The following is a 22,462-nucleotide window of genomic DNA, read 5'->3' as shown; positions in this document are numbered from 1 at the left end:
CCGCCCGCCGGGAACCAAGTGCTTTCATCGTGCTGTCGCGACGCCGTGGTCCGGAGCCCGGCGGCGGACCGGGATAGCATCCGGCGTTCCGTCCGGAACCTTCGGATCCATTCCACCCCGCATTCCCCACGAGGAGCTGCAGATGACGAATTCCGATTCCCGCGCCGATGCCGCCGGCCTGTCCCCTGAACTCGCCGACGCGATCCGCGACGACATCGACACGCTGGCGCCGGGCCGGGGTTTCAGTCGCCGGGCCTTCGTCGGTACCGCGGTGGGCAGCGGCTTCGCCGCGGCGGTGCTGCCGGTGACGGCGCAGACGGTCACCACCGACGCGCAGGGCCTGGATGCCGGTCCGGTCAGCATCCCGGTCGGCGACTTCAAGATGCCGGCCTATGTCGCGCAGCCGGCGGGCAAGAAGCAGGAGCCGGTGGTGCTGGTGGTCAGCGAGATCTTCGGCGTGCACGAGCACATCGCCGATGTCGCGCGCCGCTTCGCCAAGCTGGGCTACCTGGCAGTCGCGCCCGACCTGTTCGCGCGTCAAGGCGATGCGAAGGTCTATTCGGACATCGCCAAGCTGCAGACCGAGATCATCCAACGCACACCTGACGCGCAGGTCCTGAACGACCTGGACGCGGCGGTGGCCTGGGCGAAGGGAATGGGCGGCAACACCTCCAAGCTGGGGATCACCGGCTTTTGCTGGGGCGGCCGGATCGTCTGGCTGTACGCCGCCCACAGCCGCGAGCTGAAGGCCGGCGTGGCGTGGTACGGCCGCCTGCAAGGCCAGACCAATGCGATGACGCCCAAGCACCCGATCGACGTCGCGGCCCAGCTGCACGCCCCGGTGCTGGGCTTGTACGGTGCGCAGGACAACGGCATCCCGGTCTCGACCGTCGCCGCGATGCAGGAGGCGCTCAAACAAGGCAGCGCGGCGGCCAAGGCCAGCGAGTTTGTCGTCTACCCTGACGCCGGCCACGCCTTCCATGCCGATTACCGCCCCAGCTACCGGCCCGATCCCGCCAAGGACGGATGGGCGCGCTGCCAGGCCTGGTTCAAGCAGCACGGGGTGTGAACGTCCCCGGCGCAAGGGGGGCTTGACGACTCTGAGACAATTTTCGGAACCCCATCCGGCGCACCCCACGTGGTGCGCCTTTTTTATCCATGACCCTGACCTACATCCTGCTGGTGACCTTCGCTGGCGGTCTGGCCTCCGTGACGATCGCGGCGATGCTGACGGTCGGCCTGCTGAGCCGCATCGTGAAGCACCTGGTGAGCCTGTCCACCGGCGTGCTCCTGTCGACCGCACTGCTGCATGTGCTGCCGGAGGCCTTCGAGAGCGGTGCCGATCCGCACAACCTCTTCCTGGCGCTGCTGGGCGGGCTGATGTTCTTCTTCCTGCTGGAGAAGGCCGAGCTCTACCGCCACACCCACCACCACGAGGGGGACGGGCACCACCACCATCACCACTTCGACCGGGAACAGGCCGGGCGGGGTGGGTTGTCGGTGCTGGTGGGGGATTCGATCCACAACTTCTGCGACGGGATCATCATCGCGGCCGCGTTCCTCGCGGATCATCATCTGGGCTGGGTCACCGCGATGGCGATCGTGGCGCATGAGATCCCGCAGGAGGTCGGCGACTACATCGTGCTGCTGAACGCGGGGTTCTCGCGCAAGAAGGCGCTGTTCTTCAATGCGGTGTCCGGCATGGCGGCGGTGGTCGGCGGGCTGGTCGGCTACTACATCGTCGGGCCGTGGCAGCAGCTGTTCCCCTACCTGCTGGTGGCGGCGTCCAGCAGTTTCATCTATGTCTCGGTCGCCGACCTGATCCCGCAGCTCCAGCGCCGGTTGCCCTGGAAGGACACCGCGCTGCAGCTCCTGTGGCTGGGCGTGGGCATCGTCTTCGTGCTGATCGTCGTGGGCGGGAAGCACTCCCACTGAAGCCGGCCGGCAGCGCCCGGGAGGGCGCTGCGGTCATGTGATGGCCAGGGGGCGGGCGCCTACGGGGACGGCGACGCTCCCTCGCCGTGCACCACCAGTACCGGGAAGGCGCAGTGGGTCAGCACCTTCTGCGTCTCGCTGCCGAGCAGCAGCGCCTGCAGCCCGCGCCGGCCGTGCGTGGCCATCACCAGCAGGTCCGCATCGACGCGCTTGGCGTGCTCGATGATGGCTTCCCAGGGATGCAGCGCCTCCACGCTGTGGGCCTCGATCTCCAGGCCCTGGCCGCGTGCCAGCGCCAGCACCTGTCCGAGGCGTTCCTGCGCGATGCGCTCCTGGGCGTCGAAGAACTCCTGCGGCGGCGTCGGTTGCATCTCCGACACGGCGCTGTAGGGGAAGGGTTCCTTGACGCTGATGGCGAACAGCTTGGCGCCGTGGAACTTCGCGAGCTTGACGGCGGTATCGATCGCCTTGGCGGTGATGTCGGAGCCGTCGGTGGGGATCAGGATGCGCTGGAACATGGCGAGCCTCCTTCAAACGAGCGGGTGGGCTGGGTGGGCCGGCCCCCACCGAGGTGGGGTCAGGGCTTGCCGTCGCAGTCTGAGCTTCCCATGGTGCTCGCACCATGCGCGTTGTCAATAAGGGCCGTCCGTCAGCCTTTCGCCAGCGGGAAACGCGGGTTGGCGCTCCATTCGCTCCAGGAGCCGGGATAGAGCCGGCTGCCGGACAGTCCGGCATGGTGCATCGCCAGCAGGTTGTGGCAGGCCGTCACGCCCGACCCGCACTGGTGCACGGTCGCGTCCGCCCCTTGGGGGCCGAGCAGCGCCGCGAACTCCTCGCGCAGCAGCGCCGGCGCCTTGAACCGGCCGTCGGCGCTCAGGTTGGACTTGAAGAAGCGGTTCGTCGCGCCCGGGATGTGGCCGGCCTGGGCATCGAGCGGCTCGACTTCGCCGCGAAAGCGCTCACCGGCACGGGCATCGATCAGCCGGACCTTGCCGAGCTGGCCGAGCAGCTCCTGCGCGCTGAGCGGTTCCTCGAGCGGAGCGCCCGGCGTGAAGGCGCCGGCCGTGGCGGTGGGCAGGTCGGTGCTCACCGCGCCCCCCGCCTGTTGCCAGGCCGCGAAGCCCCCGTCCAGCACCGCGACGTCCGCATGGCCCAGCCAGCGCAGCATCCACCAGACCCGCGCGCCGTACATGCCGTCGGCCGCGTCGTAGGCCACCAGGGTTCGGCCCGAACGCAGGCCCAGTTCCCCCAGCAGGGCGGCGAAGGCGGCCCGGTCCGGCAGCGGATGGCGGCCGCGGAAAACGCCGAAGGCGTCCTGCTTCGGGCCGCTGAGGTCGCGGTCCAGGTGGAGGTAGAAGGCGCCAGGAATGTGGCCGGCGGCGTAGGCGCGCTCGCCGGCCGAGGTGTCGGTCAGGTCGAAGCGGACATCGACGACCAGCGGCGGTGCGTCGGACGCCAGCAGCGCCTGCAACTGCCCGACGGAGATCAGGCCATCAAGGCGGGGGGGAGTGGGGGCGGAGACTGCGGAGCTGGTCGGGGTCGTCGCGGAGGTCGTCATGGCGCTTCAGGATTCCTGGACCGAGTGCTGGGCGTCCTTGGGGGTGTTCCGGGCGCGCAACAGCGTCGCCCCCAGGCCCGCGCCCACGATCAGCAGGATGCCGATCCAGGAGGCCAGGCCCAGCCGGTCGCCGAAAAGGAGCACACCATACAACGCCGAGAACACGATGCCCAGGTATTGGAGCGACGCGTTCACCAGCGGCTTGCCGGTGCCGTAGGCGCGCGTCATCAGCAGCTGGGCCGCCGTGGCCAGCACGCCGACGGCCAGCAGCAGCGCCGCGCCGGTCCAGGTGTGGCCATGCCAGCCGCCGTGCGAGGCGATGGTCGTCAGGGCGCCCGCGACCACGCCGCCCATCGAGAAGTAGAAGACGATGCGGTACTCGGGCTCGCCGGCGCGGCCCAGCGACGTCACCTGCAGGTAGGCCATCGCCGACAGCATGCCGGACGCCAGGCCCGCCAGGCCGTGCCAGACCTGCTGGTCCTCCATCGCCGGCTGCAGCACCAGGCCGACGCCGAGGAAGCCCAGCAGCACCGTGATGATCAGCCGGGGATCGACCTTGGCCGCGCCCATCAGCACCGCCCCGCCGATCAGGAACAGCGCCATCCACACCGACGACATGTAGTTGAGCGTCATCGCGGTGGCCAGCGGCAGCTTGCTGATCGCGAAGAACCACAGCGACAGCGCGATCACGCCCGACAGGCTGCGCCAGAAGTGCATCGCCGGCACGCTGGTCTTCAGCGACAGCCCCTTGACCCGCGTCATCGCGAACAGGAACAGCGTGCCGACCAGGCCGCGGTACATGACGATCTCGCCGGCGCCGTAGTAGGCCGAGGCCAGCTTGACGCAGACGCCCATGGTGGCGAACAGCAAGGTCGCCAACACCATCAGAAGGGGTGCAGACATGCGGGGGATTCTCGCGCCGAAGGCCGGCCCGCCCTGTTGTGGGGACCCGCAAAAGCGAACGCCCCGCAAGAGCGGGGCGTTGTGCGCACCGGAGGGCGATGCGGCTGGGAACGGGGGCGGGGACCGGATCAGCGCTTCATCAGCGCCCGGTACCACTCGTGGAAGTGCTTCATGCCGTCCTCCATCGGCGTCTGGTACGGGCCGACCTCGTTGTCGCCCCGCTCCATCAGCGCCTTGCGGCCGGCGTCCATGCGCAGCGCGATCTCGTCGTCCTCGACACAGGTTTCCATGTAGGCCGCCTGCTGGGCTTCGACGAAGTCACGCTCGAAGGCGACGATTTCCTCGGGGTAATAGAACTCCACGATGTTGGTGGTCTTCTGCGCGCCCTTGGGGAACAGCGTCGAGACCACCAGCACGTTGGGGTACCACTCCACCATGATGTTGGGGTAGTAGGTCAGCCAGATCGCGCCCTGGTCGGGCGACTGCCCGCCCGAGAAGCCCAGCACCTGCTCATGCCACTTGGCGTAGACCGCGGAGCCCGGCTTTTCCAGCGCCTTGTTGACGCCGACCGTCTGCACCGAATAGTCGCGACCGAACTCCCACGCCAGTTCGTCGCAGGCGACGAACTGGCCCAGCCCCGGGTGGAACGGGCCGACGTGGTAGTCCTCCAGGTAGACCTCGATGAAGGTCTTCCAGTTGTAGTCGCATTCGTGGACATGGACCTTGTCGAGCTGGTAGCCGCTGAAGTCCAGCGCGCCACGCGGGCCCAGCCGGGCCAGGTCGGCGGCGATGTCGCGGCCGTTGTCCTCGAACAGCAGGCCGTTCCACTCCCGGATCTTGTAGCGGTTCAGGTGCAGGCAGGGGTCCTGCTTGAAGTGGGGCGCGCCGACGAGCTCGCCCTTGAGGTCGTAGGTCCAGCGGTGCAGCGGGCAGACGATGTGGCTGCGCGTGTTGCCACGGCCGCGCAGCATCACCGCCTGGCGGTGGCGGCAGACGTTGGAGATCAGCTCCAGGCCCTGCGGGCCGCGCACGATCGCCCGACCTTCGCCTTCCTGCGGCAGGGCGTAGTAGTCGCCGACCTCGGGCACGGCCAGCGCATGGCCGAGGTAGCGGGGACCGTGCTGGAAGATCAGTTCCTGTTCGCGGCGGAACAGGTCCTCGTCGAAGTAGGAGGTGACAGGCAGCTGGAGGTGGCTGGGGGCCGTGCTGCGTTCAAGCGGGCTGAGAGGGATGCTCAGGTCGGACATGATCCAAGAGGGTCTCCAAGACACCAATGTCAACCGTGACCGGCCGCCCCCCAGATTGGACGGGCCGGCATGTGGGACTGAGTGAAACAACGCCGGACGCTGCCGGAGCTCGGGGGCGATGGCCGCGCGGCGCCGCGAGCGAACGCGGTTGGGGCCCCGGCCGGGAAGTCGCCCCGATGACTGCCGGGCCCTTTGGGGGACAACGGAGCAGGCAAAGGAACCGGTGATTGTACCCGGACCGCCCCTTCAGGGGGAGGCAGGAGGCCGACGAAGCGGTCCGTCACCCGGAAACACCCGCTGACGCCTGTGGCGCTCGATTCACATCCCCCGACAGTCGGACCCCAGGCGGGGGAGTGCCGGTGCTTACAATCGGCCTTTTCGCGTTTTGAAATGAGCAAGCCTTCCGCCAGCGCCAAGTCGGCGCCGCCCACGTCCCAGGAGCAGGAGCCCGCCAGTTATGAATTGGCGGTCGAGGAGTTGGAACGTCTGGTGCAGGCCATGGAGGCCGGTCAACTGCCGCTGGACCAGTTACTGGCCAGTTACCAGCGGGGGGCCGCATTGCTCAACTACTGCCGCGCGCGGCTCCAGGCCGTCGAACAACAAGTACAGGTCATCGAAGGTGGCGGCGCGCAGGCTTGGGGAGAAGAGTAATTGGATGCCGGTGTCTTCGAACGTTGGGTGAAGCAGTCGCTTGAGGAAGTCGAGCAGGCGCTGGAGGCCTGGGTGCCCGCGGGCGCCCCGGCCGGCCTCGGTGAGGCCATGCGCTACGCGGTGCTGGGCGCCGGCAAGCGCCTGCGTCCGCTGCTGGTGCTGGCCGCGGCGGAAGCCGTCGGCGGGCAGCGCGAGGCGGCGTTGCGCGCGGCCTGCGCGGTGGAACTGATCCATGCCTATTCGCTGGCGCACGACGACATGCCCTGCATGGACAACGACGTGCTGCGCCGCGGCAAGCCGACGCTGCACGTGCAGTACGGCGAGGCGCAGGCCATGCTGGCCGGCGACGCGATGCAGGCGCTGGCCTTCGACGTGCTGACGCCGGACGAGGGCCTCCCGCCCGCGCTGCAGGCCAAGCTCTGCCGCCTGCTGGCGCGCGCCAGCGGCTATGACGGCATGGCCGGCGGCCAGGCGATCGACCTGGCCAGCATCGGCAAGCCGCTGGACGAGGCCGCGCTGCGCGACATGCACCGGCGCAAGACCGGCGTCCTGCTGCAGGCCAGCGTCCTGATGGGCGCGGCGAGCGGCGACCTGCCCCCCGCCGCCTGGGAGGCGCTGAGCCGCTACGGCGCCGCGATCGGCCTGGCCTTCCAGGTGGTCGACGACATCCTGGACGTCACCCAGGACAGCGACGTGCTCGGCAAGACCGCCGGCAAGGACCAGGACAACAACAAGCCGACCTACGTCAGCGTGCTGGGCCTGGAGCCCGCCCGCGCCTATGCGCTGCGCCTGCGCGACGAGGCCCATCAGGCCCTCGCCGCCAGCGGCCTGGCCGACACCGCCTGGCTCAGCCTGCTGGCTGACAAGGTGGTCGAGCGCGACAACTGAACCGGCGAGAGAGAGGCCAGGCCATGAGCGAGAACACCACCACCGCGACGGCTTCGCAGACGCTGCTCGGCGCGATCGACAGCCCCGCGGACCTGCGGCGCCTGTCGCGCAGCCAGTTGCCGCAACTGGCGGACGAGGTCCGCGCGCACATCCTGAACAGCGTGTCCAAGACCGGCGGCCACCTGTCGTCGAACCTCGGCACCGTCGAGATGACGATCGCGCTGCATTACGTCTACGACACGCCGCGCGACCGGCTGGTGTGGGACGTGGGTCACCAGACCTATCCGCACAAGATCCTCACCGGCCGCCGTGACGCGATGGCCACGCTGCGCCAGCAAGGCGGCATTTCCGGTTTCCCGCGCCGCGACGAGAGCGAGTACGACACCTTCGGCACGGCGCACTCGAGCACCTCGATCTCGGCCGCGCACGGCATGGCGATGGGCGCCAAGCTCAAGGGTGAATCGCGCCGCGTGGTCGCGATCATCGGCGACGGCGCGATGACCGCCGGCATGGCCTTCGAGGCGCTGAACAACGCCGGCGTCGCCCATGGCGGCCTGCTGGGCGACGTGCTGGTGATCCTGAACGACAACGACATGTCGATCAGCCCTCCGGTGGGCGCGCTCAACAAGTACTTCACCCGGCTGATGAGCGGCAAGTTCTACGCCGCCGCGCGCGAGGGCGCGAAGTCGGTGCTCAAGCACACGCCGCTGTATGAATTCGCGCGCCGCTTCGAGGAGCACACCAAGGGCATGTTCGTGCCCGGCACGATCTTCGAGGAATTCGGCTTCAACTACGTCGGCCCGATCGACGGCCACGACCTGGACGCGCTGATCCCCACGCTGGAGAACCTGCGCGACAAGAAGGGTCCGCAGTTCCTGCACCTGGTCACGCGCAAGGGCCAGGGCTACAAGCTGGCCGAGGCCGACCCGGTCAAGTACCACGGCCCCACGCCCTTCAACCCGGCCGAAGGCATCAAGCCGTCCACCACGCCGGCGAAGAAGACCTTCACGCAGGTCTTCGGCGACTGGCTCTGCGACATGGCCGAGGCCGATCCGACGCTGGTCGGCATCACGCCGGCGATGCGCGAGGGCTCGGGCATGGTCGAGTTCCACAAGCGCTTCCCGACGCGCTACTACGACGTCGGCATCGCCGAGCAGCACGCGATCACCTTCGCCGGTGGCCTGGCCTGTGAGGGCCTGCGGCCGGTGGTGGCGATCTACTCGACCTTCCTGCAGCGCGGCTACGACCAACTGGTCCACGACGTGGCGCTGCAGAACCTGCCGGTGCTGTTCGCGCTCGACCGCGCTGGCCTGGTCGGCGCCGACGGCGCGACGCATGCCGGCAACTACGACATCGCCTTCACGCGCTGCATTCCGAACATGAGCGTGATCACGCCGTCGGATGAGAACGAGTGCCGCCAGGCCTTGTACACCGGTCACCTGCACGACGGCCCGGTGACGGTCCGCTACCCGCGCGGTGCCGGCATCGGCGCCGAGATCAAGAAGGACATGGTCGCCTTGCCCTGGGGCAAGGGCGAGATGCGTCGTCAGTCGTCGCTGCCGCAGACCGCCGGCCGCGCCGCGCCGCGCGTGGCGATCCTGGCTTTCGGCACGCTGCTGCACCCGGCGCTGAAGGCGGCCGAGGCGCTGGACGCGAGCGTCGCCAACATGCGCTTCGTGAAGCCGCTGGACGTCCAGCTCGTCAAGGAACTGGCCCGCACGCACGATGCCCTGGTGACCGTCGAGGACGGTTGCGTCATGGGCGGTGCCGGCAGCGCGGTGCTGGAAGCGCTGCAGGCGGAAGGCCTGGCGGTGCCGGTGCTGCAGCTGGGTCTCCCCGACGAGTACGTGGAGCACGGCGAGCCCGGCAAGCTGATGGCTCAGTGCGGCCTGGACGCGGCGGGCATCGAGCAGTCGATCCGCGCGCGCTTCCTGTCGGTGCCAGCAGCCGCGCCGGTGCTGCGGTCCGTCGCCAATCAGTGATCCGCCGCTGAGGCGGCCCGGTCCTTCGAGTGGACCGGCTGACCCGCCCTGAACCACCCCTGAACGGCGCTGGCCTCGCGGTCAGCGCCGTTGTCGTTTGGCGCCGTCTGCGGCCTGCGCGGCGATGGCGGGCGCGAGGGCGCGCTTCACCGCGTCGATGAAATCCTGAGCCAGCGCGTGGCCGGGACGGTGCAGCGCCCACAGGGCCTGGATGCGGAAGGGCACCGACACCGACAGCGGTCGGATGTGCAGTCCCGGTCCGGCGCAGGCGCGCGCCGTCAACGGATTCACGAGCGCGATCCCCAGGTTCTCCTGGACCAGCGCGCACACGGCGATCGCGCTGTGCGTCTCCAGTTGCAGGCGGCGCTGGACGCCGGCAGCCGCGAAGATCGCGTCGAACTGGCGGCGATAGGGATCCTCCGACGACAGGCTGACGAAGCGCTCACCGTCGAAGTCCCGCGGCGTCAGCACCGCGCGTTCGAGCAGGCGATGGCCCGCCGGCAGCACGCAGACCTCGTCGAGTTCCGCCAGCGTCTCGCTGCGCGTGCCGGGCACGGTCGCGGAGACCTCGCTCAGGCCGATGTCGAAGCGCTGCGCCGCCATCCATTCCTCGAGCAGCGGGGACTCCTGCGGCGTCAGCGTCAAGCCGGCCTGCGGATGGCGGCCCGCCCAGTCGGCGCTCGCGGCGGGGAGCAGCGCATGCGCCAGCGCCGGGAGCGTCAGCACCTGCAGCCGTTCGTCCTCGGCCCGTCCCAGCGCCTGCGCGCGCGCCACCACCTGGTCCAGGCCCTGATAGGCGCGCTGGACCTCGTCGAACAGCGCCATCGCCCGCGCGGTGGGCCGCAGTCGACCGGGCGCGCGGTCGAAGAGGACGTAACCCAGCAGCGACTCCATGCGCGCCAGGTCGCGGCTCACCGTGGGTTGGGAGGTGAAGAGCAGTTGCGCCGCGCCGGTGACGCTGCCGGCGGTCATGACGGCGCGGAAGACTTCGATATGACGATGCGTGATCGGGAGCGGCATCGGCCCAGCATATCAGTCCATATCAGGAATGAATCCGACAAGGAAAACAAAGCATTTGATTGAATGATCCGAGGCGACGATGCTTGCGGCAGTCTGAATACACCCCAAAAGGAACGCCGAGATGCCGCAAGTCCTCACCCCCGCCCGCGAACAACAGCTGCGCGCGCTCGCCGTCCGCCATGGCACGCCGCTTTGGGTGTACGACGCGGCGGTCATCCGTGAGCGCATCGCCGCGCTGAAGGGCTTCGACACCGTCCGCTTCGCGCAGAAGGCCTGCTCCAACACCCACATCCTGCGGCTGATGCGGGAGCAGGGCGTGAAGGTGGATTCGGTGTCGCGGGGCGAGGTGCTACGCGCGCTGGCCGCCGGCTACACCGTGGGCACCGGCGCGGACGCGGTCCACTCCGACATCGTGTTCACCGCCGACCTGCTGGATCGCGAGACGCTCGCGACCGTCGTGGCGCATCGCGTCCCGGTCAATGCCGGCTCGATCGACATGCTGGAGCAGCTCGGCGAAGTCTCGCCCGGTCACCCGGTGTGGCTGCGCCTGAATCCGGGCTTCGGCCATGGTCACAGCAACAAGACGAATACTGGCGGCGAGCACAGCAAGCACGGCATCTGGCATGAGCAACTGGGCGAGGCACTGGCCGTCATCGCGCGGCGCGGGCTCACGCTGATCGGCCTGCACATGCACATCGGCTCCGGGGTGGATTACGCGCATCTGGGTCGCGTGTGCGGCGCCATGGTCGAGCTGGTGCGGGTCGTCCAGGGCGCCGGCCAGGACCTGCAGGCGATCTCCGCCGGAGGCGGGCTTTCCATCCCCTATCAGGCGGGTGGCGAGCCGATCGATACCGCCCATTACTTCAGCCTTTGGGATGCCGCCCGCAAGGAAGCCGAAAGCGTCATCGGCCATCGCCTGGCGCTCGAACTGGAACCGGGCCGCTACCTGGTCGCCGAATCGGGGGTGCTGCTCGCCGAGGTGCGCGCCGTGAAGGCCCAGGGCCGCCAGCACTTCCTGCTGGTGGATGCCGGCTTCAATGAACTGATGCGCCCGGCGATGTACGGCAGCTACCACGCGATGAGCCTGCTCGCCGCGGATGGCCAGGACCGGCCGGTGCGACCGACGGTCGTCGCCGGACCGCTGTGCGAGTCGGGTGACGTCTTCACCCAGGCCGAGGGCGGGGTGGTGCTGGCGCGGGAATTGCCGCAAGCGCGGATCGGCGACCTGCTGGTCATCCACGACACCGGCGCGTACGGCGCGTCGATGTCCAGCAACTACAACAGCCGGCCGCTGATCGCCGAGGTGCTGGTGGACGGGGACTCCGACCGCCTGATCCGCCGCCGCCAGACGGTTGAGGAACTGCTGGCGCTCGAGGCGCTGTAAGCCCTTCGGTCGATCGGATCGGCAGACGCGGCCACTGCCGCGTGACCGCCGTATGACGCTTTTGCTATCGCACAAAGCTGTTTTGATAGTTTGGCTCAATAGGGATTGGCAATAGGCTGCATTGGGGAATTCAACCCCGTCGATAGCAGCGGCCCCCTATCATTCCGTCCATCCCATCAACCCTGACTCGAGAGACCAAGCAATGTCCCTGATCAACACCCAAGTCCAACCCTTCAAGGCCCAAGCGTTCCACAACGGCAAGTTCATCGAGGTCACGGAAGAGTCGCTCAAGGGCAAGTGGTCCGTGCTGATCTTCATGCCGGCCGCCTTCACCTTCAACTGCCCGACCGAAGTCGAAGACGCCGCCGACAACTATGGCGAGTTCCAGAAGCTGGGCGCCGAGGTCTACATCGTCACCACCGACACGCACTTCTCGCACAAGGTGTGGCACGAGACCTCGCCGGCCGTCGGCAAGGCCAAGTTCCCGCTGGTCGGCGACCCGACCCACGCGCTGACCAACGCCTTCGGCGTGCACATCCCGGAAGAAGGCCTGGCGCTGCGCGGCACCTTCGTGATCAACCCGGAAGGCGTGATCAAGACCCTGGAAGTGCATGACAACGCCATCGCCCGCGACGTCAAGGAGACGCTGCGCAAGCTGAAGGCCGCCCAGTACGTCGCCAAGAACCCGGGCCAGGTCTGCCCGGCCAAGTGGAACGAAGGCGACAAGACCATCGCCCCGTCGCTGGACCTGGTCGGCAAGATCTGAGGATCTCGCCCACAGGGGTGAAGCGTCCTTCCAAGGAAGGACCTTCCCCCGACCGGTGACCCGGATGAGGACTTTCCTCTCCCCCTCACTGCAGAAGCGTCGCTCGTGGACCCCGTCGGTCCGCGGGACGGCGTTCGGCCGCCCCTTCAACCTGCAAGGGGGGCCAGTTCTCGAAGTCGCTTGAAGCAATTTGAAAGGAAGCAACGATGTTGGACGACAACCTGAAGGCGCAGCTCAAGGCCTACCTGGAGCGGGTGACGCTGCCGTTCGAGATCGAAGCCTCCTTGAGCGACTCCGCGAGCTCCGCCGAGCTGAAGCAACTGCTTCAGGACATCGCCGCGATGTCCGACAAGATCACGCTGCGCCTGGACGGCAACGATGCGCGCAAGCCCTCGTTCAGCCTCAAGCGCACGGGCACCGAGCAGAGCCTGCGCTTCGCCGGCATCCCGCTGGGCCATGAGTTCACCTCGCTGGTGCTGGCGCTGCTGTGGACCGGCGGCCACCCGCCCAAGGTCGAGCAATCGGTGATCGACCAGATCCAGGGCCTGGACGGCGACTACGCCTTCGAGGTCTACATGTCCCTGACCTGCCACAACTGCCCGGACGTCGTGCAGGCGCTGTCGCTGATGTCGGTGCTGAATCCGCGCATCAAGACGGTGATCGTCGACGGCGCGCTGTTCCAGGACGAGGTCAATGCCCGCGAGATCATGGCTGTCCCGACGGTCTACCTGAACGGCCAGGAGTTCGGCTCGGGCCGCATGACGGTCGAGGAGATCGCCGCGAAGCTGGACACCGGTGCGGCGGCCAAGGACGCCGCCAAGCTGTCGGCCAAGGACCCGTACGACGTGCTGATCGTCGGCGGCGGCCCCGCTGGCGCCGCGGCGGCGGTGTATGCCGCCCGCAAGGGCATCCGTACCGGTATCGCGGCCGAGCGCTTCGGCGGCCAGGTCAACGACACGCTGGCGATCGAAAACTACATCTCCGTGCTGTCGACCGACGGCCCGAAGTTCTCGATGGCGCTGGAGTCGCACGTCAAGGATTACGGCGTCGACGTGATGAACCTGCAGCGCGCCGACAAGCTGGTGCCGGCGACGACGCCGGGCGGCCTGGTCGAGGTGCAGCTGGCCAATGGCGGGTCGCTCAAGAGCAGGACGGTCATCATTTCCACGGGCGCCCGCTGGCGCAATGTCAACGTGCCCGGCGAGCAGGAATACAAGAACAAGGGCGTGGCCTACTGCCCGCACTGTGACGGTCCGCTGTTCAAGGGCAAGCGGGTGGCGGTGATCGGCGGCGGCAACTCCGGCGTCGAGGCGGCGATCGACCTGGCCGGCATCGTGTCCCACGTGACGCTGCTGGAATTCGGCGACGCGCTGCGCGCCGATGCGGTGCTGGTCAAGAAGCTGGAAAGCCTGCCCAACGTGGTGATCCTGACGCAGGCGCAGACGACCGAGTTCACCGGCACGGCCGGCAAGCTCGACGGCCTGAACTACACCGATCGCGCCACCGGCGAAGCCCGGCGCATCGAACTGGAAGGCGTGTTCGTGCAGATCGGCCTGGTGCCCAACACCGAATGGCTGCGCGGCACGGTGGAGCTGTCCAAGCACGGCGAGATCATCGTCGACGCCAAGGGCCAGACCTCGGTGCCGGGCGTGTTCGCGGCGGGTGATGCGACGACGGTGCCGTACAAGCAGATCATCATCGCCGCCGGCGACGGCGCGAAGGCCGCGCTCAGCGCGTTCGATCATCTGATCCGCAACTGACGAGCGAACCGCTGTCTCTCTGCTGACGCCCCTGAAGGGGCGTCAGTCGTTTGAGGGTGAGCCAGCCAGCGGCCGTGGCCTAGCGCCGACTCCGCCACAGGCTCTCCGCGCTGTAGACCGCGAGCGCCGACCAGATCAGCACGAAGCCCACCAGCCGCGCGCCCGCGAGCGGCTCGTGATAGAGCCACACGCCCAGCAGGAACTGGATCGTCGGCGACAGGTATTGCACCAGTCCGAGGGTCGTCAGCGTGATGCGCCGCGCGCCGGCGGCGAACAGCAGCAGCGGGATGGCGGTGAGCGGTCCGGCCAGCAGCAGCCAGGCCGCCTGGCCGGCATCGCCGCTGGCAAAGGCGCTGCTGCCCTGCACCGTCCAGTAGATCAGCGCCCCGGCGGCGAAGGGCGACAGGATCAGCGTCTCCAGCGTCAGCCCCTCCAGCGCGCCCAGCTGCGCCGTCTTGCGCATCAGCCCGTAGAAACCGAAGCTCAGCGCGAGCACCAGCGCAATCCACGGCAGCCGCCCTGCGGTCACCGTCAGCCAGACCACGCCGGCCGCGGCCAGGCCGATCGCCAGCCATTGCACCGGCCGCAGCCGCTCGCGCAGGAACACGAATCCCAACATCACGTTGACCAGCGGGTTGATGAAGTAGCCCAGGCTGGCCTCGACCACATGGCCGTGCTGCACCGCCCACACGTACACCAGCCAGTTGCTCGACAGCAGCAGCGCCGACAGCGCGCAGGTCGCGAGCAGCCGCGGCGATCGCAGCACCGGTCGCAGCCATGCCCAGCGCCGCAGGCCGGCCAGCACCAGCGCCACGAACACCAGCGACCAGACCGTCCGATGCGCGATGACCTCGAGCGCGTTCACCTCGCTCAGGCGCTTGAAGTACAGCGGGAACAGGCCCCAGGCGATGTAGGCGAGCGCGGCGTAGAGCATGCCGGTGCGGGCATGGGCGCGGTCGGTGAGGGTCGAGGTGTCGTTGGTCATGGCGGGCTGGCCGGGAGGGCCCGCGATTCTGCCCAAGCCCACCGGCCCGCGTTGTCGAAGGGACGAGCGCCCGTTCGTCGTCCCTGGTCGCCCCTCTTTTCTTGCGGCCCGCTTCGTCGCAGGATCGCCGACCATGGCCCACGTCGAATTCACCGCCCAACTGCACCGCTACGTCGATACGCCGAAGCTGGACTGCGACGCCCGCACGCTGGGTGAGGCACTCGCCCGGGCCTTCGACCGGAATCCGCGCCTGCGCGGCTACATCCTGGACGACCAGGGCCATCTGCGCACCCACGTGGCCGTCTTCATCGACGGCCACCGCGCTCAGGACCGCCGCGGGCTGACGGACGCGCTGACCGCGCAGTCCAAGGTCTATGTGCTGCAGGCCCTGTCCGGGGGATAGCCCCAGGAGCCGCGGACGCGGCGCTGTCGAGAACCGCGCCGCTCGAACGTCGTCAGGGGTGACGCCAGCCATTGCAAGGAGACACCGATGATCACCACCGCCTGGGCCGCCACGCGCAAGGGCCTGTTCGAACTTCGGCACGACCCCGCCTTGGGCGGTTGGTCGATCGGTCGCCACAGCTTCGTGGGGGATCCCGTCAGCATGGTGTTGCCTCCGCCGGCAGGAGGAGGGCGAATGTTCGCGGCGCTGAACCTCGGCCATTTCGGCTGCAAGCTGCAGGCGTCCGACGACGGCGGCGCCGCCTGGCGGGAACTGGCCGCGCCGGCCTTTCCCGAGCAGCCCGAGGGCGCCGAGGGGCCGGCCTGGAAGCTGCAGCAGATCTGGGCGCTGGAGCGCGGCGGCGACGGCCGGCTCTGGGCCGGCACGATCCCGGGCGCGCTGTTCGTCAGCGACGACCAGGGCGAAACCTGGCGACTGATCGACGCGCTCTGGCACATGCCCGAGCGGCTGGGCTGGTTCGGCGGCGGCTACGACGCGCCGGGCATCCATTCGATCCACGTCGATCCGCGCGATCCCGCGCGGCTGCTGCTGGGCATCTCCTGCGGCGGCGCCTGGCGCAGCGAGGACGGCGGCGCGACCTGGCGCATCAGCGCCAAGGGCATGCGGGCCGACTTCATGCCGCCGGAGCAGCAGGGCGAGGAGAACACGCAGGATCCGCATCGCATCGTCGCCAGCGCGGCGGACCCGGACGTGCTCTGGTGCCAGCACCACAACGGGGTGTGGCGCTCGGTGGACGGGGGCGCGCATTGGGGGGAGATCAAGCCGCCGCTGTCCGGCTTCGGCTTCGCGGTCGCCGCCCATGCGGGCGATGCCGACACCGCGTGGTTCGTGCCCGGCGTGAAGGACGAGAAGCGGTTGCCGGTGGATGGCGCGCTGGTGGTCAATCGCACGCGCGATGGCGGAAAGACCTTCGAGACGCTGCGGCAAGGCTTGCCGCAATCGCATTGCTACGACCTGATCTACCGCCACGGGCTGGCCGCGCATGACGACGGGCAGCGGCTGCTGATGGGCAGCACGACCGGCAACCTCTGGGCAACCGAGGACGCCGGCGACCGCTGGCAGCTGGTGTCGGCGCACCTGCCGCCGATCTACGCGGTGCGCTTCGGCTGATCGGGGGAGTCAGCGCCCGGCGCCGGGGCGCCTCTCAGAGGAACGGTGCCCACTCCGGGCCGGGCTTGGCTTCCAGTTGGAGCGTCTGGCCGCTGACCGGGTGCCTCAGCGTCAGCCGCTGCGCATGCAGCCACAGCCGCTGCAGGCCGAAGTGGGCCGCCAGCGCCCGGTTCAGCGGCCCCTTGCCGTGGTTGGCATCGCCGACGATCGGATGCGCGAGGTGCTTCAGGTGGCGCCGGATCTGGTGGCGCCGGCCCTGGACCGGCTCGCAGGCCATCAGCGCCAGGCGCGTGGTGGGGAAGCGGGCGTCGGTGGCGACCGGCAGCTCGAGGCGGTGCTCGCAGGACCAGGCGGTCTGCGCCTCCAGGTGCGGCTGGCCCGCGGACGGCAGTTCCGGATCGCGCGCGAGCGGGTGGTCGATGACGCCAGCGTCGCCGGCTGGCCAGCCGCGCACCAGCGCGAGGTAGCGCTTGCTCGTGAGGCGTTCCGCGAGCGCCTGGCCCAGCGCGCTGGCCACCTCGGCGCTGAGCGCGAAGACGAGCACGCCCGAGGTGCCTCGATCGAGCCGGTGCGCCGGCCACACCGGTCGGCCGAGCTGGTCGCGCAGCCGCTGCAGCGCGGCGTCCTCCTCGTGCGCGTCGATCGCGGTGCGATGCACCAGCAGCCCGGCGGGTTTGTCGATCACCGCGAGGTGGTCGTCCAGATGGAGGAGCCGCAGCGGCGCGGTGGGCGGCGAGGGGAGGGGGGAATCAGGGGATGTCATGGCTGAAGGGGACGGCACGCGCACGCATGGAGCCGTTTTTGCCCGCTGTTCCCCGTTTCGGGGGAGCGGCTGGCAACAGGCGGCTTGGCCAAAATCCTGTCACGCCGCCTGCCCATCATCGCAGCAGGCATCCCGCGTCGCCGGCCCCGGTGGCGCGCTTCCATCCGGTCAGCAGCAGCCAGCAGGAGTCCACCATGCCCCAGGAGTTTCACGTCGGTCACCGTTCCCTCCTGGACCGGTTGCTGCTGGCGCTGGGCGGCGTGGTACGTCGCGCGCCGGCGGTCCGGGTCGTCAGTCGATCTGCCCGTCCAGGTAGAGCCAGGCGCCGTGCACCCGCACGAAACGGCTGATCTCGTGCATCCGGTGCGCGCGGCCGCCGACCTTGCTGCGCGCGACGAACTCCACCGTCTCGTGATCCGCGTCCTGGCGGCTGTGCCGCCGCACTTCCAGGCCCAGCCACTTCAGGTCGCGCTCGCCGCGCTCCAGGGTCTCGGGCCGCGTGTCCGGGTGCCAGGTCGCCAGCAGGTACTCGATCAGGTCGAGCGTGTAGGCGGTGTAACGCGAGCGCATCAGCGCCTGCGCATCCGGCGCGGTGAGCGCGCCGGTCTCGGCGAAGGTGCGGTGCAGCGCGCCGCAGCAGGCGTCGTAGCCGCGGCCGCTGCCGCAGGGGCACGGGATCGCGGCGATCCCAGCGGTGGCCGGATTGACGGCCGCGCTGTTGGCCACGCCGGTGGCCGCGGTCTTGGTCTTTTCGGGCTTCATGGGGGCGGCATCATGCCAGCCTCCGGGCCGGACCGGCCTCCTGTCACCGGCCGGTGCGGCCTGGAACTTAGAATGGCTGGATGAATTCCCAGGATTTCGGCGACGGCCGGCCGACCCCGCCGCAAGACGACCTGTTCACGCCGCGCGTGCCGCGCGGGCTGCTGGACAACCTCAACCCCGAACAGTACGCCGCGGTGACGCTGGGCCAGGAGCCCGCGCTGATCCTGGCGGGCGCCGGCTCGGGCAAGACCCGCGTGCTGACCACGCGCATCGCCTGGCTGATGAGCCAGGGCTACACCACGCCCGCCGGCGTGATGGCGGTGACCTTCACCAACAAGGCCGCCAAGGAGATGGTCACCCGCCTGTCCGCGATGCTGCCGGTGAACGTGCGCGGCATGTGGATCGGCACCTTCCACGGCCTGTGCAACCGCTTCCTGCGCGCGCACTGGAAGCTGGCCGGCCTGCCGCAGGGCTTCCAGATCCTGGACGCGGGCGACACCGTCTCCGCCATCAAGCGCGTGATCAAGGCGATGAACCTGGACGAGGAGCGCTTCGTTCCGAAGCAGGTGTCGTGGTTCATCGCCGGCGCCAAGGAGGACGGCCTGCGGCCCAAGGACATCGACCTGCGCGACGAGCAGACCCGCAAGCTGGTGGACATCTACCAGGCCTACCAGGACCAGTGCACCCGCGAAGGCGTGGTCGACTTCGCCGAGCTGATGCTGCGCTCCTACGAGCTGATGCGCGACAACCAGGCGGTGCGCGAGCATTACCAGCGCCGCTTCCAGTACGTCCTGGTCGACGAGTTCCAGGACACCAACAAGCTGCAGTACGCCTGGCTGAAGATGTTCGCGCCGCCGGGGCGCGGGCAGGGCGTGTTCGCCGTTGGCGACGACGACCAGAGCATCTACGCCTTCCGCGGCGCGCGGGTCGGCAACATGGCCGACTTCGAGCGCGAGTACCGCGTGCGCCAGGTCGTCAAGCTGGAGCAGAACTACCGCAGCTTCGGCAACATCCTGGACGCCGCCAACGCGCTGATCAGCAACAACAGCCGGCGCCTGGGCAAGAACCTGCGCACCGAGGCCGGCCCCGGCGAGCCGGTGCGCGTCCACGAGGCCAGCAGCGACTTCGCCGAGGCCCAGTGGCTGCTCGAGGAAGCGCAGGCGCTGCATCGCCAGGGCCTGCCGCGCAGCGAGATCGCGGTGCTCTACCGCAGCAACGCGCAGTCGCGGGTGATCGAGTCGGCGCTGTTCAACGCGGGCATCCCGTACCGCGTCTATGGCGGCCTGCGCTTCTTCGAGCGCGCCGAGGTCAAGCACGCGCTGGCCTACCTGCGTTTGCTCGAGAACCCGAACGACGACACCAGCTTCCTGCGCGTCGTGAACTTCCCGGCGCGCGGCATCGGCGCGCGCACCATCGAGCAGCTGCAGGACGCCGCGCGGCCGAGCGGGCGCTCGCTGGTGCAGAGCGTGGGCGCCGTCGGCGGCCGCGGCGGCGCGAGCCTGGGCAACTTCGTCGCGCTGATCGACGCGCTGCGCGAGGCCACCACCGGCCTGACGCTGCGCGAGATCATCGAGCACGTCATCGAGCATTCCGGCCTGGCCGAGTTCTATCGCGCCGAGAAGGAAGGCGAGGAGCGGCTGGAGAACCTGGGCGAACTGGTCAACGCCGCCGAGGCCTTCGTGACGCAGGAGGGCTTCGGCAAGGACGCGGTGGCGCTGCCGGTGGACGAGCATTCCCCGGGCGCGATCGCCGACGGGCTGCCGGCCGCCGTGGCGCCGGCGGCGCCGGCCACGCCCGACGCCGAGACCGGCGAGATCATCTCGCCGCTGGCGGCCTTCCTGACGCATGCCTCGCTGGAGGCGGGCGACAACCAGGCCCAGGCCGGGCAGGACGCGATCCAGCTGATGACGGTCCACTCGGCCAAGGGCCTGGAGTTCGACGCGGTGTTCATCACCGGCCTGGAGGAGGGCCTGTTCCCGCATGAGAACTCGCTGTCCGACGCGGATGGCCTCGAGGAAGAGCGCCGGCTGATGTACGTGGCCATCACCCGCGCGCGGCAGCGGCTGTACATCAGCTTCTGCCAGACGCGCATGCTGCACGGCCAGACCCGCTACAACATCAAGAGCCGCTTCATGGAGGAGCTGCCCGAGGAAACGCTGAAGTGGCTGACGCCCCGCAACCAGGGCTTCGGTTCGGGCTTCGCGCGGGACTACCAGCAGGCCTGGCAGCGCGGCTCGGGACTGAAGTCCATGGTGGGGGCGGGCCGCGTCGATCCGGGCGGTTTCCCGCAGGCGCCGGTGCCCAGCGCGATGAAGCAGTCCGCCGCCGAGAAGACCGGCGACGAGCACGGCGGCCTGCGCGTGGGCAAGGGCGTGTTCCACACCAAGTTCGGCGAGGGCGTGCTGCTGACGCTCGAGGGCAGCGGGCCCGACGCGCGGGCGCAGGTCAACTTCGGCCGCCATGGCACGAAGTGGCTGGCGCTCAGCGTGGCCAAGCTGACGCCGATCGATTGAACGGGGGCGTCCGGCGGCCGGCATGCCCTGCGGGATGCCGTGCTGGCCGGATGAGCGCAGAATGCGCGGGGCATCAAAGATTCCAGCAAACAGGAATCACGATTGCCGGGAGGGAGATCCGATGACTGTGTTTTTGATTCTGGAATCTCCATGCGTACTGTCGTACCGATCGATCCCCCGGACGATCCGATGATTGAAGACGCGGTCGCGCTCGGCAATGCCGTGCGCGCCGCGCGGACCACGGCGCGCCTGCCGCTGGTCGAAGCCGCCGAGGCGCTGGGCATGTCGCGCCAGACGCTGATCAATATCGAGACCGGCCAAGGCGGCGTGAGCCTGTCCACCGTGCTCAAGGCCGCCAGAGCGCTGGGCGTGAGCCTCTTCGCCGTGCCCTCGCAGCAGCGGGAAGTCGTGCGGCGCGCGATCCGCACCGCGCGCGACTCGAAGTTCTCCGACCTCGACGAGAGCGCATGAGCCCGACGGCTGCTGGCCCTCACCCCTTCCCTCTCCCGCAAGCGGGAGAGGGAGTCGGCATGCGGCGGGCTGGGCTGGAGGTCTGGCTCGACGAGCATGAGGTCGGGTGGCTGCGCCCGGTCGGGGCGGACGAGCCGGGCTCGCCGCAAGGCTTGTCCTTCGCCTACCTGGCGCGCTGGACCGCCGAGGTCCTGGCGTATCCGCTGGCGCCGTCGCTGCCTCTGCCGGCGCGCGGCGGGCCGGGCAGCGAGTCGCAGGACGACGCCGTGCTGCGCTGCTTCGACCGCCTGCTGCCGGATGGGGCGCTCCGGCGCGCCACCTTCTCGGCGCTCGGCCTGGCGGCGGACGACCGGGTCGGCGCGCTGCGGCGGCTCGGGCACGACCTGGCGGGCGCGGTCCGATTGGTCGACACGCAGCGCGAGCGCAGCGCCGGTCCATCGCAGCGGCTCATCGCGCGCGAGGAGCTGTCCGAACGCCTGCGCCACCCGGACGCGTCGCCGCTGGCCGCGTGGGACGGGCAGGTGCGCGGCGCGCTGCCGGGGTGCCGCGACAAGCTCGGGGTGTACGTCGAGCCGGATGGCGGCTGGTACCTCGTCGATGGGCCGCAGATGGCGTCGACGCATGTGCTCAAGCCGGCGCCGCCTGACGAGCCCGATCGGCCGTTCAACGAATATTTCTGCATGCGTCTGGCCGCGCGCGCGGGCCTGGACGTCGCCGCCGTGCAGCTGCACCGGGTGCCGGAGCCGCTCCTGCTGGTCGAGCGCTTCGACCGCCAGCGGCTGGACGACGGCCGGGTGCGACGGCTGCACGCGATCGACGCCCGGCAGGCGCTGGACCAGCCGGCGGCGTCCTTGCCGACGCTGTTTTCGCTGCTGCGGCACAGCCCGACGCCGCTGGTCGACAGCCGCTCGCTGCTGCGCTGGGTCGTGTTCCGTCAGCTCATCGGCAGCGGCCCGGCCTCGCTGGACAACGTGTGCTTCCTCGTCGACCACGGCGGGCTGCGCCTGGCGCCGGCGCACGGGCTCACCGGCGGGGCGCCGGACGCCCAGGCCTTCGGCGCCGACGAGTGGGCCGCGCTCGCCCGCGACGCCGACATCGCCCCGCGCGCGCTCGCGCTGGAGCTCAAACGAATGAGCGAGGCCCTGCGCGTGCATGCGCAGGGCCTCGCGGAAGAGATGACGCGGGAGTTCGCCGGGGAACCGGCCGGGGACCTGTCGCGATCGGCGATCGACAGCGTCCTGGCCGTGGTGCAAGCGCAGGGCGACCGCCAGGCCGCCCTCGCGCCGGACATCGCGCGCTAG

21 protein-coding genes are annotated in these 22,462 nt (G+C 69.5%); 13 read left to right on the top strand and 8 right to left on the bottom strand.

What is annotated here, in order from left to right; all coding sequences use genetic code 11:
• Positions 1-142 precede the first annotated feature (142 nt).
• Both FHT37_RS12275 and FHT37_RS12270 read left to right on the top strand, forming a co-directional pair.
• Entirely contained in the window at positions 143-1,069 is a 927-nt protein-coding gene (locus FHT37_RS12275) for a dienelactone hydrolase family protein (RefSeq protein WP_183481664.1), read from the top strand.
• 89 nt (positions 1,070-1,158) lie between these two features.
• The gene (locus FHT37_RS12270) at positions 1,159-1,935 is read left to right on the top strand and encodes a ZIP family metal transporter (protein WP_183481661.1); all 777 of its coding nucleotides are present in this window, start codon (positions 1,159-1,161) and stop codon (positions 1,933-1,935) included.
• 59 nt (positions 1,936-1,994) lie between these two features.
• Here FHT37_RS12270 and FHT37_RS12265 read toward each other — a convergent pair whose 3' ends face one another.
• The 4 genes from FHT37_RS12265 to FHT37_RS12250 form a co-directional block, all read right to left on the bottom strand.
• Positions 1,995-2,453, bottom strand: coding sequence for a universal stress protein (locus FHT37_RS12265; RefSeq protein WP_183481659.1), 459 nt, complete (start codon positions 2,451-2,453; stop codon positions 1,995-1,997).
• Positions 2,454-2,584: 131 nt separating this feature from the next.
• Complete coding sequence (locus FHT37_RS12260) at positions 2,585-3,493, bottom strand: sulfurtransferase (RefSeq protein ID WP_147241006.1); 909 nt, start codon at positions 3,491-3,493, stop codon at positions 2,585-2,587.
• Positions 3,494-3,499: 6 nt separating this feature from the next.
• On the bottom strand, positions 3,500-4,396 hold the full coding sequence (locus tag FHT37_RS12255; protein ID WP_183481656.1) for a DMT family transporter: 897 nt from the start codon (positions 4,394-4,396) through the stop codon (positions 3,500-3,502).
• 128 nt (positions 4,397-4,524) lie between these two features.
• Positions 4,525-5,643 (bottom strand): aromatic ring-hydroxylating dioxygenase subunit alpha, encoded by a 1,119-nt coding sequence (locus tag FHT37_RS12250; RefSeq protein ID WP_183481652.1) that lies wholly within the window; start codon positions 5,641-5,643, stop codon positions 4,525-4,527.
• 390 nt (positions 5,644-6,033) lie between these two features.
• On the opposite strand from FHT37_RS12250, the gene xseB reads away from it, so the two are divergent.
• From xseB to dxs, 3 genes are read left to right on the top strand one after another with little or no spacing between them, the layout of a single operon-like run.
• The gene (gene xseB, locus FHT37_RS12245; protein ID WP_091725443.1) at positions 6,034-6,294 is read left to right on the top strand and encodes an exodeoxyribonuclease VII small subunit; all 261 of its coding nucleotides are present in this window, start codon (positions 6,034-6,036) and stop codon (positions 6,292-6,294) included.
• Complete coding sequence (locus tag FHT37_RS12240) at positions 6,295-7,182, top strand: polyprenyl synthetase family protein (protein WP_091725440.1); 888 nt, start codon at positions 6,295-6,297, stop codon at positions 7,180-7,182.
• A 23-nt stretch (positions 7,183-7,205) separates the two neighbouring features.
• Positions 7,206-9,164: a 1-deoxy-D-xylulose-5-phosphate synthase gene (gene dxs, locus FHT37_RS12235; protein WP_183481649.1), complete on the top strand. Its 1,959-nt coding sequence runs from the start codon at positions 7,206-7,208 to the stop codon at positions 9,162-9,164.
• Positions 9,165-9,245: 81 nt separating this feature from the next.
• On the opposite strand, the gene FHT37_RS12230 is transcribed toward dxs, so the two are convergent.
• Entirely contained in the window at positions 9,246-10,184 is a 939-nt protein-coding gene (locus FHT37_RS12230; protein ID WP_183481646.1) for a LysR family transcriptional regulator, read from the bottom strand.
• A 121-nt stretch (positions 10,185-10,305) separates the two neighbouring features.
• Between FHT37_RS12230 and lysA the strand changes: the two genes are divergently transcribed.
• From lysA to ahpF, 3 genes are all read left to right on the top strand, one after another.
• Positions 10,306-11,568 (top strand): diaminopimelate decarboxylase, encoded by a 1,263-nt coding sequence (lysA, locus tag FHT37_RS12225; RefSeq protein WP_183481644.1) that lies wholly within the window; start codon positions 10,306-10,308, stop codon positions 11,566-11,568.
• A gap of 202 nt (positions 11,569-11,770) precedes the next feature.
• Positions 11,771-12,334, top strand: coding sequence for an alkyl hydroperoxide reductase subunit C (ahpC, locus tag FHT37_RS12220; protein WP_091725431.1), 564 nt, complete (start codon positions 11,771-11,773; stop codon positions 12,332-12,334).
• 206 nt (positions 12,335-12,540) lie between these two features.
• Entirely contained in the window at positions 12,541-14,094 is a 1,554-nt protein-coding gene (gene ahpF / locus FHT37_RS12215) for an alkyl hydroperoxide reductase subunit F (RefSeq protein WP_183481641.1), read from the top strand.
• A 79-nt stretch (positions 14,095-14,173) separates the two neighbouring features.
• Here ahpF and rarD read toward each other — a convergent pair whose 3' ends face one another.
• A complete protein-coding gene (gene rarD / locus FHT37_RS12210) occupies positions 14,174-15,079 on the bottom strand; it encodes an EamA family transporter RarD (protein ID WP_183481639.1) in 906 nt (301 codons plus the stop codon).
• A gap of 133 nt (positions 15,080-15,212) precedes the next feature.
• Here rarD and FHT37_RS12205 point away from each other — a divergent pair, with 133 nt between their 5' ends.
• The gene (locus FHT37_RS12205) at positions 15,213-15,482 is read left to right on the top strand and encodes a MoaD/ThiS family protein (protein WP_183481636.1); all 270 of its coding nucleotides are present in this window, start codon (positions 15,213-15,215) and stop codon (positions 15,480-15,482) included.
• An 87-nt stretch (positions 15,483-15,569) separates the two neighbouring features.
• Positions 15,570-16,652, top strand: coding sequence for an exo-alpha-sialidase (locus tag FHT37_RS12200; protein ID WP_183481633.1), 1,083 nt, complete (start codon positions 15,570-15,572; stop codon positions 16,650-16,652).
• 34 nt (positions 16,653-16,686) lie between these two features.
• On the opposite strand, the gene FHT37_RS12195 is transcribed toward FHT37_RS12200, so the two are convergent.
• Together FHT37_RS12195 and FHT37_RS12190 are read right to left on the bottom strand one after the other, a co-directional pair.
• Positions 16,687-17,415 carry a pseudouridine synthase gene (locus FHT37_RS12195; RefSeq protein WP_183481630.1) on the bottom strand — a complete coding sequence of 243 codons (729 nt, stop codon included), beginning with the start codon at positions 17,413-17,415 and terminating at the stop codon, positions 16,687-16,689.
• 291 nt (positions 17,416-17,706) lie between these two features.
• Positions 17,707-18,177 carry a YchJ family protein gene (locus FHT37_RS12190; protein WP_183481627.1) on the bottom strand — a complete coding sequence of 157 codons (471 nt, stop codon included), beginning with the start codon at positions 18,175-18,177 and terminating at the stop codon, positions 17,707-17,709.
• 80 nt (positions 18,178-18,257) lie between these two features.
• On the opposite strand from FHT37_RS12190, the gene FHT37_RS12185 reads away from it, so the two are divergent.
• The 3 genes from FHT37_RS12185 to FHT37_RS12175 all read left to right on the top strand — a co-directional run bounded on the left by FHT37_RS12185 (position 18,258) and on the right by FHT37_RS12175 (position 22,462).
• On the top strand, positions 18,258-20,690 hold the full coding sequence (locus FHT37_RS12185) for a UvrD-helicase domain-containing protein (RefSeq protein WP_091725413.1): 2,433 nt from the start codon (positions 18,258-18,260) through the stop codon (positions 20,688-20,690).
• Between the two features lie 150 nt (positions 20,691-20,840).
• Positions 20,841-21,161, top strand: coding sequence for a helix-turn-helix domain-containing protein (locus tag FHT37_RS12180; protein ID WP_147242296.1), 321 nt, complete (start codon positions 20,841-20,843; stop codon positions 21,159-21,161).
• A gap of 59 nt (positions 21,162-21,220) precedes the next feature.
• On the top strand, positions 21,221-22,462 hold the full coding sequence (locus tag FHT37_RS12175; RefSeq protein ID WP_183481625.1) for a HipA domain-containing protein: 1,242 nt from the start codon (positions 21,221-21,223) through the stop codon (positions 22,460-22,462).

Origin of the sequence: Mitsuaria sp. BK037 (assembly GCF_014193045.1) — a bacterium.
Lineage (GTDB): Bacteria > Pseudomonadota > Gammaproteobacteria > Burkholderiales > Burkholderiaceae_C > Roseateles.
This window is presented reverse-complemented; position numbering and strand designations above follow the sequence as displayed.

Bases quoted from the DNA above. Each gene is read 5' to 3' on its own strand.
- FHT37_RS12275 (WP_183481664.1), top strand. From the start codon at position 143: ATGACGAATTCCGATTCCCGCGCCGATGCCGCCGGCCTGTCCCCTGAA.
- FHT37_RS12270 (WP_183481661.1), top strand. From the start codon at position 1,159: ATGACCCTGACCTACATCCTGCTGGTGACCTTCGCTGGCGGTCTGGCC.
- FHT37_RS12265 (WP_183481659.1), bottom strand. From the start codon at position 2,453: ATGTTCCAGCGCATCCTGATCCCCACCGACGGCTCCGACATCACCGCC.
- FHT37_RS12260 (WP_147241006.1), bottom strand. From the start codon at position 3,493: ATGACGACCTCCGCGACGACCCCGACCAGCTCCGCAGTCTCCGCCCCC.
- FHT37_RS12255 (WP_183481656.1), bottom strand. From the start codon at position 4,396: ATGTCTGCACCCCTTCTGATGGTGTTGGCGACCTTGCTGTTCGCCACC.
- FHT37_RS12250 (WP_183481652.1), bottom strand. From the start codon at position 5,643: ATGTCCGACCTGAGCATCCCTCTCAGCCCGCTTGAACGCAGCACGGCC.
- xseB (WP_091725443.1), top strand. From the start codon at position 6,034: ATGAGCAAGCCTTCCGCCAGCGCCAAGTCGGCGCCGCCCACGTCCCAG.
- dxs (WP_183481649.1), top strand. From the start codon at position 7,206: ATGAGCGAGAACACCACCACCGCGACGGCTTCGCAGACGCTGCTCGGC.
- FHT37_RS12230 (WP_183481646.1), bottom strand. From the start codon at position 10,184: ATGCCGCTCCCGATCACGCATCGTCATATCGAAGTCTTCCGCGCCGTC.
- lysA (WP_183481644.1), top strand. From the start codon at position 10,306: ATGCCGCAAGTCCTCACCCCCGCCCGCGAACAACAGCTGCGCGCGCTC.
- ahpC (WP_091725431.1), top strand. From the start codon at position 11,771: ATGTCCCTGATCAACACCCAAGTCCAACCCTTCAAGGCCCAAGCGTTC.
- ahpF (WP_183481641.1), top strand. From the start codon at position 12,541: ATGTTGGACGACAACCTGAAGGCGCAGCTCAAGGCCTACCTGGAGCGG.
- rarD (WP_183481639.1), bottom strand. From the start codon at position 15,079: ATGACCAACGACACCTCGACCCTCACCGACCGCGCCCATGCCCGCACC.
- FHT37_RS12205 (WP_183481636.1), top strand. From the start codon at position 15,213: ATGGCCCACGTCGAATTCACCGCCCAACTGCACCGCTACGTCGATACG.
- FHT37_RS12200 (WP_183481633.1), top strand. From the start codon at position 15,570: ATGATCACCACCGCCTGGGCCGCCACGCGCAAGGGCCTGTTCGAACTT.
- FHT37_RS12195 (WP_183481630.1), bottom strand. From the start codon at position 17,415: ATGACATCCCCTGATTCCCCCCTCCCCTCGCCGCCCACCGCGCCGCTG.
- FHT37_RS12190 (WP_183481627.1), bottom strand. From the start codon at position 18,177: ATGAAGCCCGAAAAGACCAAGACCGCGGCCACCGGCGTGGCCAACAGC.
- FHT37_RS12185 (WP_091725413.1), top strand. From the start codon at position 18,258: ATGAATTCCCAGGATTTCGGCGACGGCCGGCCGACCCCGCCGCAAGAC.
- FHT37_RS12180 (WP_147242296.1), top strand. From the start codon at position 20,841: ATGCGTACTGTCGTACCGATCGATCCCCCGGACGATCCGATGATTGAA.
- FHT37_RS12175 (WP_183481625.1), top strand. From the start codon at position 21,221: ATGCGGCGGGCTGGGCTGGAGGTCTGGCTCGACGAGCATGAGGTCGGG.